Origin of the sequence: Roseivivax halodurans JCM 10272, from assembly GCF_000521785.1 — a bacterium.
Classification (GTDB): Bacteria; Pseudomonadota; Alphaproteobacteria; order Rhodobacterales; family Rhodobacteraceae; genus Roseivivax; species Roseivivax halodurans.
The window spans coordinates 13964-26198 of record NZ_JALZ01000015.1 but is presented as its reverse complement, the minus strand read 5'-3'; the positions used below and the strand labels follow the sequence as shown (position 1 = coordinate 26198).

10 protein-coding genes are annotated in these 12235 nt (G+C 68.1%); 7 read left to right on the top strand and 3 right to left on the bottom strand.

Annotation, left to right across the window (positions count from 1 at the left end; translation table 11 throughout):
* The first annotated feature begins 90 nt into the window (after window positions 1-90).
* From OCH239_RS21710 to OCH239_RS13730, 4 genes are all read left to right on the top strand, one after another.
* Complete coding sequence (locus OCH239_RS21710) at window positions 91-747, top strand: TetR/AcrR family transcriptional regulator (protein ID WP_051489477.1); 657 nt, start codon at window positions 91-93, stop codon at window positions 745-747.
* A gap of 171 nt (window positions 748-918) precedes the next feature.
* Window positions 919-1377 carry a (2Fe-2S)-binding protein gene (locus OCH239_RS13740; protein ID WP_037263778.1) on the top strand — a complete coding sequence of 153 codons (459 nt, stop codon included), beginning with the start codon at window positions 919-921 and terminating at the stop codon, window positions 1375-1377.
* A 4-nt stretch (window positions 1378-1381) separates the two neighbouring features.
* Window positions 1382-3538, top strand: coding sequence for a xanthine dehydrogenase family protein molybdopterin-binding subunit (locus tag OCH239_RS13735; RefSeq protein WP_037263776.1), 2157 nt, complete (start codon window positions 1382-1384; stop codon window positions 3536-3538).
* Window positions 3539-4132, top strand: a complete 594-nt coding sequence (locus OCH239_RS13730; protein ID WP_037263774.1) for a hypothetical protein — start codon at window positions 3539-3541, stop codon at window positions 4130-4132.
* Between the two features lie 358 nt (window positions 4133-4490).
* Here the strand turns inward: OCH239_RS13730 and OCH239_RS13725 are convergent, their stop codons facing one another.
* A complete protein-coding gene (locus OCH239_RS13725; RefSeq protein ID WP_037263772.1) occupies window positions 4491-6179 on the bottom strand; it encodes an acyl-CoA dehydrogenase family protein in 1689 nt (562 codons plus the stop codon).
* 148 nt (window positions 6180-6327) lie between these two features.
* Between OCH239_RS13725 and OCH239_RS13720 the strand changes: the two genes are divergently transcribed.
* A complete protein-coding gene (locus OCH239_RS13720) occupies window positions 6328-7098 on the top strand; it encodes a sulfite exporter TauE/SafE family protein (RefSeq protein WP_037263770.1) in 771 nt (256 codons plus the stop codon).
* A 108-nt stretch (window positions 7099-7206) separates the two neighbouring features.
* Here OCH239_RS13720 and OCH239_RS13715 read toward each other — a convergent pair whose 3' ends face one another.
* Together OCH239_RS13715 and OCH239_RS13710 are read right to left on the bottom strand one after the other, a co-directional pair.
* Window positions 7207-7734 carry a DUF3859 domain-containing protein gene (locus tag OCH239_RS13715; protein ID WP_051489476.1) on the bottom strand — a complete coding sequence of 176 codons (528 nt, stop codon included), beginning with the start codon at window positions 7732-7734 and terminating at the stop codon, window positions 7207-7209.
* Window positions 7735-7839: 105 nt separating this feature from the next.
* Window positions 7840-9438: a phosphoenolpyruvate carboxykinase gene (locus OCH239_RS13710; protein ID WP_037263767.1), complete on the bottom strand. Its 1599-nt coding sequence runs from the start codon at window positions 9436-9438 to the stop codon at window positions 7840-7842.
* Window positions 9439-9797: 359 nt separating this feature from the next.
* Between OCH239_RS13710 and OCH239_RS13705 the strand changes: the two genes are divergently transcribed.
* Together OCH239_RS13705 and OCH239_RS13700 are read left to right on the top strand one after the other, a co-directional pair.
* Window positions 9798-10499 carry a response regulator transcription factor gene (locus OCH239_RS13705; RefSeq protein ID WP_037263764.1) on the top strand — a complete coding sequence of 234 codons (702 nt, stop codon included), beginning with the start codon at window positions 9798-9800 and terminating at the stop codon, window positions 10497-10499.
* Between the two features lie 2 nt (window positions 10500-10501).
* Window positions 10502-12232: an ATP-binding protein gene (locus OCH239_RS13700; RefSeq protein ID WP_037263761.1), complete on the top strand. Its 1731-nt coding sequence runs from the start codon at window positions 10502-10504 to the stop codon at window positions 12230-12232.
* Window positions 12233-12235 lie beyond the last annotated feature (3 nt).

Below are 12235 nucleotides of genomic sequence, written 5' to 3'. Positions count from 1 at the left end.
CCTGGCAGGGTTTCCTTGACACAAGGATGCAGCCCGTTAGGCACGGAAGGGGTGCGCAGCGAGGCCGGACGGAGCGGAGACCGAACCGACATGAGCGACACGTCATTCTCCGAACTGCGATGGATGCGCACCGTCCAGCAGAACCGCAGCCGCAAGACGCAAGGGGCGCTTCTCGACGCCGCCGAGCGGCTCTTTGCCAAGCAGGGCCTCGACGAGACATCGGTGACCGAGATCGCGGCCGAGGCGGAGGTGTCGGTCGGCGCGCTCTATCACCACTTCCGGGACAAGTGCGCGCTCTATCACGCGGTCATCGACCGGATCCGCGAGGAAATGGCGGCGACGAATGCCGCGGCGCTCGATCCTGCCCGCCACGAGGGCGCCAGCATCAAGGACATCCTGCGCGGCTACATCTGCTTCGTGATCGAGGAACTGATCGGCTCGCCGGTGATGCAGCTGCTCGATTCGCCCGACCTGCGGGGGATGCCGGATCTCCTGACGCGCATCCTCGAGCAGAAGGCCGAATTCAACGCCGGCCTTGCCGCGCTGCTGCGGGCGCGCAGCGGCGAGATCGGGCATCCCGACCCGGAGCGCGCCATCGCCTTCGCCGTCGATTACATGGCGGCGATCACCAAATGGCGGTCGCACCACGTGGTCTGGCCGCGCGAGACGTCCGGCATGCCCGACGAGGCCTATGTCGAGGAAGCCCTGCGCGCGGTCTATTGCTACCTCGACCTCAAGCGGCGCTGAGCGGACCGGCGGTCCCCCTCAACTTCCCGTTGACCGGATTTGGGGTTCGTCTAATATCCGAAGCGTAGTTCGGTTTTCCGGCCCGAGGCGACGCGCATCGCCGCGCCCCGGTCCCTGTCCCGACAGCCAAGGCCGCGCGAGCCGGCCTGCCATCCAACTGGGAGAGACGTCATGACATTGCTGACCGTCAACGGCGAGGAGGTCTCGCTGGACCTCCCCGAGGATACCCCCCTTCTCTGGGCGCTGCGCGACGAGCTGCGCCTCACCGGCACGAAATTCGGCTGCGGCATCGCGCAATGCGGCGCCTGCACCGTCATGGTCGACGGCATGCCGCGGCGGTCCTGCGTGACGCCGGTGGGCACGCTCGAGGGCGCGAGCGTCGAGACGATCGAGAAGGTCGAGGGCCCCGAGGCCAAGGCCGTGCAGGATGCCTGGACCAGGATCGACGTGCCGCAATGCGGCTGGTGCCAGTCGGGACAGGTGATGAGCGCGACGGCGCTCCTGCGCATGAACCCGGCGCCCTCCGACGAGGACATCGACAACGCCATGGCCGGCAACATCTGCCGCTGCGCCACCTATGTCCGCATCCGCGCCGCGATCCACGACGCGGCCGAGACGCTGGAGGGATGATCCGATGACGAAGCAATCCCGCAGGCAGTTCCTTGCCTCCTCCGCCGGTCTCGTGATCGGGGTCGCGCTGCCGCTGAAGGGCCACGCGCAATCGGGCGCCGCCGCCGCGCTGGGCGACGGCACGCTCTCCGAAGGCGCCTTCGCGCCGAACGCCTTCATCCGCATCGCGCCCGACAACACGGTGACGGTGCTGTCGAAGCACATCGAATTCGGGCAGGGGCCCTATACCGGCCTCGCCACGCTCGTCGCCGACGAGATGGATGCAAGCTGGGACCAGATCCGCGTCGAGAGCGCCCCGGCGAACGACGAGCTCTACAAGAACCTTGCCTTCGGACTTCAGGGCACGGGCGGGTCGACCGCCATGGCCAACAGCTGGATGCAGATGCGGCAGGCGGGCGCGGCGGCACGCGCGATGCTGGTCGCGGCGGCAGCCGAGGAATGGGGCGTCGATGCGAGCACGATCTCGGTCAGCGCGGGCGAGGTGACGGACGGCACGAACCGGGCGAGCTTCGGCGAGCTTGCCGAGGCGGCGGCGCGCCAGTCCGTGCCGGTGGAGCCCGCGGTCAAGAACCGCTCGGAATTCACGCTGATCGGCACCGAGGTGCCCAAGGTGGACAGCCGCGCCAAGTCGACCGGCACCGCGGAGTTCACCCTCGACGTCTATCGCGACGGCATGCAGACGGTCGTGACCCGCCGCCCGTCGGTGATCGGGGCCAAGGTCGCCTCCTTTGACGACAGCGCGGCGCTCGAAGTGCCGGGCGTCGTCGCGGTGCGGCAGATCCCTCAAGGTGTCGCGGTCTATGCCGAGAACACCGCCGCGGCGCTCAAGGGCCGCGAGGCGCTGCGCGTCGAATGGGACATGTCAGAGGCCGAGACGCGGTCCTCGGAGGAGATCTTCGCCGAGTTCTCGCGGATGGCAGAGAGCCCCGGCGTGGTCGTCGAGGAAGAGGGCGACAGCGCCGCGGCGCTCGAAAGTGCGGAGACCGTGCACGAGGCCGAGTTTCTCTTTCCCTACCTCGCGCACGCGCCGATGGAGCCGCTCGACGCGGTGCTCGAGGTTACGGGCGACAAGGCCGAGATCTGGATGGGCGCGCAATTCCCCACCGCCGACAAGGGCGCGGTGGCGCAGGTGCTGGGGCTCGCGCCCGAGAACGTCACGATGAACGTGATGCTCGCGGGGGGCAGTTTCGGCCGCCGGGCACAGCCCTCGGCCCATATCGGCGCCGAGGTCGCGGCGATCGCCAAGGCCACGGGCGGCGACGGCGCGTGGAAGCTGGTCTGGACCCGCGAGGACGACCTTACGGGCGCCTATTACCGTCCGCTCACCGTACACCGGATGCGGGGCGGGATCGACGCGGACGGCAACATCACCGCCTGGGAAGACCGGGTGGTGAACCAGTCGATCATGGAGGGAACTCCGTTCGACCAGGGCGGAGCGGACCCGACCTCGTTCGAGGGCTCGACCAAGATGCCCTACGATCTGCCGAACCGGACGATCGACTGGATCAAGGCGACCTCCCCGGTGCCGGTGCTCTGGTGGCGCTCGGTCGGGCACACCCATACCGGCTACGCGACCGAGGTGTTCCTCGACGAGCTGCTCGAGAAGGCCGGCAAGGACCCGGTGCAGGGGCGGCTCGACCTCATGCGCGACGATGCGGGGCGCGACCGCGCGGTGCTCGAGCGGGTCGCCGAGATGGCGGGCTGGGACGGCACCAAGGTGAAGGGCGACCGCGCCTACGGCGTTGCGGTCCACGAGAGCTTCGAGACCTACGTGGCGCAGATCGTCGAGGTGTCGGACCAGGGCGGCATGCCGCGCGTCCACAAGGTGTGGGTCGCGGTCGATTGCGGCATCGCGATCAACCCCAATGTCATCGCCGCCCAGATCGAGGGCGGGGTCGGCTACGGTCTCGGCACCGCGCTCTTCAACGAGCTGGTGCTCGGGCCGGGCGGCGAGGTGCTGCAGAAGAACTTCGACACCTACCGCATGCTTCGCATCAGCGAGATGCCGGAGGTCGAGGTCGCGATCATCGAGAGCGAGGCGGATCCGACGGGGATCGGCGAGCCCGGCACGCCGCCGATCGCCCCGGCGGTCGCCAATGCGTGGCGGGCCCTGACCGGCACCGCCCCGCGCAAGCTTCCCTTCGCCCAGGCAGGTGCATGAATGAGACGACTGACACTGATCCTCGCGCTTCTCGCGGCGCCGCTCTCGGCCGAGACCGTGAACGGCCTTCGGACCGTCGAGGAATTCGACGGGATGGAGGGCGAGGACCGCTCCGTGGCGCTCTTCGAGGAGGTGCTGAAGGTGGTGGAACATCCGCGCTGCCTCAATTGCCACCCGAAGGGCGACTCGCCGCTTCAGGGCGACGCGATGGAGGTGCACCAGCCCCCGGTGGTGCGCGGCGCGGCCGATTTCGGCGCCCCGGGCATGAACTGTACCACCTGCCACGGCGCCGAGAACGTCGCCTTCGTCACCGGTGACGGATCGATCCCGGGGCACGAGCCGTGGCAGCTCGCGCCCGAATCGATGGCCTGGGTCGGGCTTTCGGGGGCGGAGATCTGCGCCCAGCTCAAGGACCCCGAGCGCAACGGCGACCGCGATCTCGCCGAGATCCACGAGCACATGGCCGAGGACGGGCTCGTCGGCTGGGGCTGGCATCCGGGCGAGGGGCGCGAGCCGGTGCCCGGAACGCAGGAGGTCTTCGGCGAGCTGGTGAAGGCCTGGATCGACACCGGCGCGGCCTGCCCCGCGGGCTGACCGCGCCCGCTGCGCGCCGCCACGCGAGGCGCGCCGCCCGCCCACCCACCCCGTCGCGCCTCGCGTGGCGGGGTGCTTTTCGGCGAGGGTGTACCGCCTTCTCAGACCAGCCGGCTGTCGAGAGGCCCTTTGGACCGGGCCGTCCTTCACCTGCGAGGGGCCATTCGATGCCCTGCGCGGAGATCGTCGTCCTGCTTCTTCTTGGCAAAAATACTCCGGAGAGCGCGAGAGGCAGAGCCTCTCGCATCGCCCGGAAGGGCGATCGCTAGCGTCAGGCCAGCAGGCGCCGCGCTATGACCTGAACCTGGATCTCGGCGTACCGCCTCCGCGGGCCTCCCCCGGAGGCCCGCTGACATCTTCAGGCGAGCAGGCGCCTCGCGATGACCTGCGCCTGGATCTCGGCGGCACCCTCGAAGATGTTGAGGATGCGGGCGTCGCAGAGGATGCGGCTGACTGCGTATTCGAGGGCGAAGCCGTTGCCGCCGTGGATCTGGAGGGCGTTGTCGGCCGCCGACCACGCGATCCGCGCGCCGAGGAGCTTGGCCATGCCCGCCTCGAGGTCGCAGCGGTGGCCGCGATCCTTCTCGAGCGCAGAGAAATAGGTGAGCTGGCGCGCCACCATGATCTCGACGGCCATCATCGCGAGCTTGGAGGCGACGCGGGGGAAGGCGATGAGCGGCTTGCCGAACTGCTTGCGGTCCTGCGCGTACGCCATGCCGACGTCGAGCGCCGAGGCCGCGACGCCCACCGCTCGGGCCGCGGTCTGGATGCGGGCGCTCTCGAAGGTCTCCATGAGCTGCTTGAAGCCGCGGCCTTCCTCGCCGCCGAGGAGGTTCTCTCCGTCGACCCTGAAGTCGTCGAAATTGACCGTGTATTCCTTCATGCCGCGGTAGCCGAGCACCTCGATCTCGCCGCCCGAGAGCCCGTCGTCGGGGAAGGGCGCCTCGTCCGTGCCGGGGGTCTTCTCGGCGAGAAACATCGACAGGCCCTTGTAATCCTCGGTGCCGGGAGCGGTGCGGGCGAGCACGGTCATGACATGCGTGCGGGCGGCGTGGGTGATCCAGGTCTTGTTGCCGGTGAGGATCCAGTCGCCGCTCTCGTCCTTGCGCGCTTTCGTACGCAGGGACCCGAGATCGGAGCCGGTGTTGGGCTCGGTGAAGACCGCGGTCGGCAGCGTCTCGCCGCTGGCGAGGCGCGGCAGCCACTTTTCCTTCTGCGCCTCGGTGCCGCCGGCGAGGATCAGCTCGGCGGCGATCTCGGACCGGGTGCCGAGCGAGCCGACGCCGATATAGCCGCGGGAGAGCTCCTCGGAGACGACGCACATCGAGGCCTTGGAGAGGCCGAGGCCGCCATGCTCCTCGGGGATGGTGAGGCCGAAGACGCCCATCTCCGCGAGCTCCTCGATGACCTCCATCGGGATCAGCTCGTCCTTGAGGTGCCAGTCGTGGGCGTGGGGCAGGACCTTCTCGACCGAGTAGCGGCGGAACTGCTCGCGGATCATCTCGAGCTCGTCCTCGAGGCCGGACTTGCCGACGGTGATCTCGGCGGAGCGCTCCTGCATGAGCGCGACGAGGCGCAGGCGCGCGGCCTGGCTGTTGCCGGATCCAAGGAGCGTTCTGACCGGATCCGCCGCGAGCCTGTCCTCGTCCCCGGCGGTGAGGCCGAGATCCTGAAGGCGCACCACCTCGCCCTGGTTCATCTGGATGCCGCCGCGGATCTGGGCGAGGTATTCGCCGAAGGCGATCTGCAGGATCAGCTGCTCGACCTCGGTGAAGTCGCCGGTCGCCTCGAGCTTTTCCGCCCAGGCGTGCATCTGGCGCAGCGCTTCGACATACGTCGCGAGCCAGGCAAGGCCGTGGGCGGCGGTCTGGTGCTCTTCGACGCGCCGGCCCGAGACGCGGCCGTCCTCCTCGACGAGGCCGCGCACGCGGGCCTTCGCGATCTCGAGCACTTCCTCTGCGGGCGCGATCGCCGCGCCGGTGAGGGCGAGAAGGTCCGGCAGCAGCGCGCTGCCGCCAAGCGTCAGGTCCTGACCGTCGTGAGCCATTGCAGATGTCCTCTATCCCGTGTCGAGCACGAAATAGGTCTTTCGCAGGTGCAGCGCAACAAAAATACCAAGCGGCGTCGCGATCCGTTCTTATGTTTCTCGCTCGTTTGTGGCTGTGCCTCTCCGGGGAGCCTGCTAAGAGGCGCGCATGGATGCACTTTTCTCCCTGATCGGCCCCGCGGGGCTGGCACTCTGCCTCTGGATCGCGCTCGTTTCGGGCGTGGTGAAGGGCATGGTGGGCTTCGCCATGCCGATGATCATGATCTCGGGCATGAGCTCGATCCTGTCTCCGGAACTGGCGCTCGCGGGGCTGATCCTGCCGACGCTCTTCTCCAACGGGATGCAGGCGCTGCGGCAGGGACCGCGCGCGGCCTGGGGCTCGGTCAAGCGGTTCCGGGTGTTCCTGATCGTCGGGGGCGCGGTGCTGCTTCTCTCGGCGCAGCTGGTCTCGGTGCTGCCGGCGCAGGTGCTCTACCTCGCGATCGGGGTGCCGATCACGCTTTTCGCGGCGGCGCAGCTGCTCGGTTGGAAGGGCGATCTGCCGGGCGGCGGCGGGCGCGCCGTCGAGGTCGCGATCGCGGCCTTTGCCGGGTTCATCGGCGGCATGTCGGGGGTCTGGGGTCCGCCTACGGTCGCGTACCTCACGATGATCGGCACCGAGAAGCGCGAGCAGATGCGGGTGCAGGGGGTGATCTACGGGCTCGGCGCGGTGCTGCTGACGGCGGCGCATGTGGGCTCGGGGGTGCTGAACGGCAACACCGTCTGGCTGTCGCTGGCGCTGGTGCCGACGGCGGTCTTCGGCATGTGGCTCGGCGGGCTGGCGCAGGACCGGATCGACCAGCAGGCGTTCCGGCGGGCGACGCTCGCGGTGCTGCTGATCGCGGGGCTGAACCTCGTGCGGCGGGCGCTGCTCGGCTGATCTTTTCCGGGTCTCGGGTTCCGCGGGCAGGAGCGAGGGCGCTGCCCTCGCGCTCCCGGGATATTTTCGCCAAGAAGAAGGGGGCTCGCGATGCGGCGAGGGCCTGCGTCAGCTGATCGGCAGGCCGCCGCAGGCGGAGGCGATCTCGGGCGCGGCTTCGGGTGGGACAACTTCGAAGAGCGCCGAGTAGAGAATGTCACCGTTGCGGGTCGCGGTGAAGGACCAGGTGCCGGTCGCGAGTTCCTCTTTCGTGTCGAACGTATAGGCGTTGATCGAACTCGAGGCGCCGCCGAGCATCGTCACGTAGCTCTGGGCCGTTGCACCCGATTCGGCGAATTGCGGGTGGGTGAGGGTCAGCACGACGCCGTCGTAGACCATGCCGTCGAGCGCCTCGGTCTTCACCCCGAAGCTGAGACCGTTCACGGCGGGCACGACGTTGGTCAGCCACTCGAATTCGGGGGATTCGGCGAAGAGCTCGATATGGCCCGCGACGGTGCCCGGGGCCTCGATCCGGCCCGAGGACGGCACCTCGCAGAAGACGCCCTGCGTGACCTCGAAGCGGTCCGGATCGTACTGCGCCGTCTCGGCGAGGGCCGGGCCGGAGACGAGGAGGAGGGCGAGAACGCTGCGCAACATGGGGGGACCATGGCGGCGCGCGGGGGCGCGTACAAGCGGGGGCGCGTCACGAAAAGCGGCGCGCCCGGGGCCGGACGCGCCGCATCGCCATGAGGCAGGCGCGGATCAGCCGATCGCTGCGGCCTTCACGTCCTCGTCGATATAGGGCGCGTACTGGGCGAAGTTGTCGGCGAACATCTGCACCAGCTTCGCGGCCTGCCGGTCGTAGGCGGCCTTGTCGTCCCAGGTGCGGCGCGGATCGAGCAGCAGCTCGGCGACACCCTCGACCTTGACCGGCACCTCGAAGCCGAAGTTCGGGTCCTTGCGGAACTGCGCGCCAGCGAGGCTGCCGTCGAGCGCCGCGGTCAGGAGCGAGCGGGTGGCGCGGATCGGCATGCGCGAGCCCTGGCCGTAGGCGCCGCCGGTCCAGCCGGTGTTCACGAGCCAGCAGGTCGCGCCGTGCTTGGCGATCTTGTCGCGCAGGAGGTTCCCGTAGACCTCGGGGCGGCGCGGCATGAAGGGCGCGCCGAAGCAGGTCGAGAAGGTCGGCTGCGGTTCCGTCACGCCGCGCTCGGTCCCGGCGACCTTGGCGGTGAAGCCCGACAGGAAGTGGTACATCGCCTGCGCCGGGGTCAGCCGCGCGATCGGGGGCAGCACGCCGAAAGCGTCGCAGGTCAGCATGATGATGTTCTTGGGGTGGCCGCCGAGCGCGGTCTTCGACGCGTTCGAGATGTAGTCGAGCGGGTAAGCGCAGCGCATGTTCGCGGTGAGCGAATCGTCGTCGAAATCGAGCTCGAACGTGTCGGGGTCGAATACCATGTTCTCGATGACCGTGCCGAACTTCTGCGTGGTGTCGTAGATCTCGGGCTCGGCCTCGCGGGAGAGGTTGATCGTCTTGGCGTAGCAGCCGCCCTCGAAGTTGAAGGTTCCGCGGTCGGACCAGCCGTGCTCGTCGTCGCCGATGAGGACGCGCCCGGGATCGGCCGAGAGGGTGGTCTTGCCGGTGCCCGAGAGGCCGAAGAAGATCGCGGTGTCGATCGGGTTGCCGACGGCGTGGTTGGCCGAGCAGTGCATCGGCATCACGCCCTTCGCGGGCAGCAGGTAGTTGAGGAGGGTGAAGACCGACTTCTTGTTCTCGCCCGCGTACTCGGTGTTGGCGATCAGGATCAGCTTGCGGTCGAAGTTGAGCGCGATGACCGTCTCGGAGCGGCAGCCGTGCTTTTCGGGGTCGGCCTTGAAGCTCGGGCAGTTGATGATCGTGAAGTCGGCCTCGAAGCTGTCGAGATCCTCGCGGTCGGGGCGGCGCAGCATGTGGCGGATGAAGAGGCCGTGCCAGGCGAGCTCGGTGACGACGCGGACGTTGATGGCATGGGCGGGATCGGCGCCGCCGACGAGGTCCTCGACGAAGTAGTCGTTGCCCTTCATGTGCTCGGTCATGTCGGCATAGAGCGCATCGAAGCCCTCGGGCGACATCTCGGCGTTGTTCTCCCACCAGATCGTGTCCTCGACCGCCGGGGTCCGGACGACGTGCTTGTCCTTCGGCGAGCGCCCGGTGAAGGCGCCGGTCGTCACGAGAAAGGCGCCTCCGCGGCCGAGCCGGCCTTCGCCGCGCTTCAGGGCATGCTCGATGAGCGCCGGTTCCATGAGATTGTAATGGACATCGCCGAGCCCATCGATGCCCTGATCCTCGAGCTTGAACTGCGGGTTCACCCGTCCGGTCGTCATCGGTCCTTGCGCTCCTCGTCGCCCCGCCCCCGAAGGCGGTCCTGTCACTCGTCACCGCCGGCGACACACCGGCGACAGGTTTCCTCTAGCATGTCGTTTTCCGGGGTCGATAGGGTGGCCGGGACAGTTTAGCGCAACCAGGCCCAGTTTAGCGCAATCATGTTTCGCGGGTTCCGGCGGATCTGCCGCGCGCGACGCCTCGCGATGCGAAAGTGTGCGGTTAAGTCATTGGTCAGTGGTCGTGGTATCTCATGCCGTCGCGGGGCGGCAGTGATTCGCAAATACCGTTTGATGGTAAACGCAAAACCGCTCATATGCTTGGGTTAAGATGGCCCAGTACAGAAACGAGGATCTCGCCAATGTCCAAGATCGCTCTCGTCGATGACGACCGGAACATCCTGACGTCGGTCGCCATGACGCTCGAGGCCGAAGGGTTCGAGGTCGAGACCTACCATGACGGCCAGCAGGCGCTCGACGCCTTCAACAAGCGCATGCCGGACATGGCGGTCTTCGACATCAAGATGCCCCGCATGGACGGCATGGACCTGCTCCAGAGGGTGCGCCAGAAATCGAAGATGCCGGTCATCTTCCTGACCTCGAAGGACGACGAGATCGACGAGGTCCTCGGGCTGCGCATGGGTGCCGACGACTACGTGAAGAAGCCGTTCTCGCAGCGGCTCCTGGTCGAGCGCATCCGGGCGCTGCTGCGCCGGCAGGAGGCGGTCGAGACCGGTGCCGTGGGCGACACCGAGGACACCAAGATGATCGTGCGCGGATCGCTCTCGATGGATCCGCTGCGCCATTCGGTGTCCTGGAAGAACATGGACGTCTCGCTCACCGTGACCGAGTTCCTGCTGCTGCAGGCGCTCGCGCAGCGGCCGGGCTTCGTCAAGTCGCGCGATCAGCTCATGGACGTCGCCTACGACGATCAGGTCTATGTCGACGACCGGACCATCGACAGCCACATCAAGCGTCTGCGCAAGAAGATGCGCTCCGTGGACGAGGAATTCTCCGCGATCGAGACCCTGTACGGCATCGGCTACCGCTACAACGAAGAGTGAGCATGGCTCTGGCCGCGCGCATCGACGAGTCTCGGGATCAGGACGAGGACGGCCGCCGCGAGAGCGACGTGGTGCTCGGCGACGACTGGATCGCGCCCCACGCGAATGTCGAGCAGGAGCTGCGCGACAGCCGCGAGCGTCGCGGGCTCTTTTCGCTCAACCGCTCGCCGCTGACCCGCAAGATCATCACCTTCAACCTGATCGCGCTCAACATCATGGTCGTGGGGATCCTGTTCCTCAACGGCTCCCGCGGGATGCTGGAGGTCGAGCGCATCAATGCCGCCCAGGCCGAAATCGAACTCGTCGCGGACGTGATCGAGGCGCGGATCCCGCCAGGGGCCGAGGTGGGTCTCGCGCCGGGCGAGGGGCTCGACCTCGACGCGATACTCGGGGGGATCAACCTGCGCGACGGCACCGAGCTCTTCGTCTTCGATGCAAGAAGCGCGCTTGTCGGAGAGAAGACCGGCCAGATGCATCCGGCGGAAGGGCCCGGTGCCGGGGAAGAGGCGCAGCCGACGGTGATCTCGGACCTCGTCTCCGGGGCTTGGCACGCGGTGTCGGGGAGCCTCGATATCCTCTCGCGGGGCGCGCCGCCGACCCGCGAAGAGCGCGTGCTTCGCCTGATCGAGGAGGGCGATCCGGCCGAGACCCGGGTGGTCCGGTCGGCCACGCGGGAGGGCGAGACCGCCTTCACCGCTCTGAGCCCGATCATGCAGGAGGGCCGGGTCCTCGGCATCGTCGCGTCGGTCGCGTCCGCCGCCGAGGTCGACGCCGCCGTCCGGCTCGAGCGCGAGCGGGTGCTGCAGATGTTCATGATCGCGACGCTGGCCTCGATCGGCTTCAGCCTCGTTCTGGCCTCGACCATCGCGCATCCGATCTCGGACCTGGCCGAGGCGGCGGAGATCGGGCGCGACCGCAACCGCTCACGGGCGCACAAGGGCCGGATCCGGATCCCCGACCTGACCGCGCGGCCGGACGAGATCGGGCGTCTCTCGGGCGCGATCCGTGGCATGGTGGCGGCGCTCTACGACAGGATCGACGGCAACGAGCAGTTCGCGGCCGATGTCGCCCACGAGATCAAGAATCCGCTGGCTTCCCTGCGCTCGGCGGTGGGCAGCCTGCGCATGGTCCGCAAGGAGGACCACCGGCAGAAATTGCTCGACGTGATCGAGCACGACGTGCGCCGGCTCGACCGCCTCGTGTCGGACATCTCGAACGCCTCCCGGCTCGACAGCGAGCTCGTCAAGGAGGAGGAACAGGAGTTCGACCTGCTCGGGATGATCGACAATCTCGCCCAGTTCCTCGGCGAGGACGCCAAGAAGAAGGGTGTCGAATTCATCACCGACCTGCCGCCGCAGCCGATCCGCATCCAGGGACTCGAGGCGCGGCTCGCGCAGGTCTTCGTCAATCTCATCACCAACGCGATCTCGTTCTGCGAGGACGGCGACGCGATCCGGGTCTGGGCCCGGCGCCGCGACAACCGCGTGCTGGTGGTGGTCGAGGATACCGGCCCCGGCATTCCCAACGAGGCGCTGACCAAGATCTTCAAGCGGTTCTACTCGCAACGGCCGGAGAGCGATTTCGGCAACAATTCGGGGCTTGGCCTCGCCATCTCCAAGCAGATCGTGGAGGCCCATGGCGGCGTCATCTGGGTCGAGAACATCCGCCCGACCGAGGCCGACGTCACCTCCGAACCGCTGGGCGCCCGCTTCGTCGTGGGCCTGCCGCTCTGACGG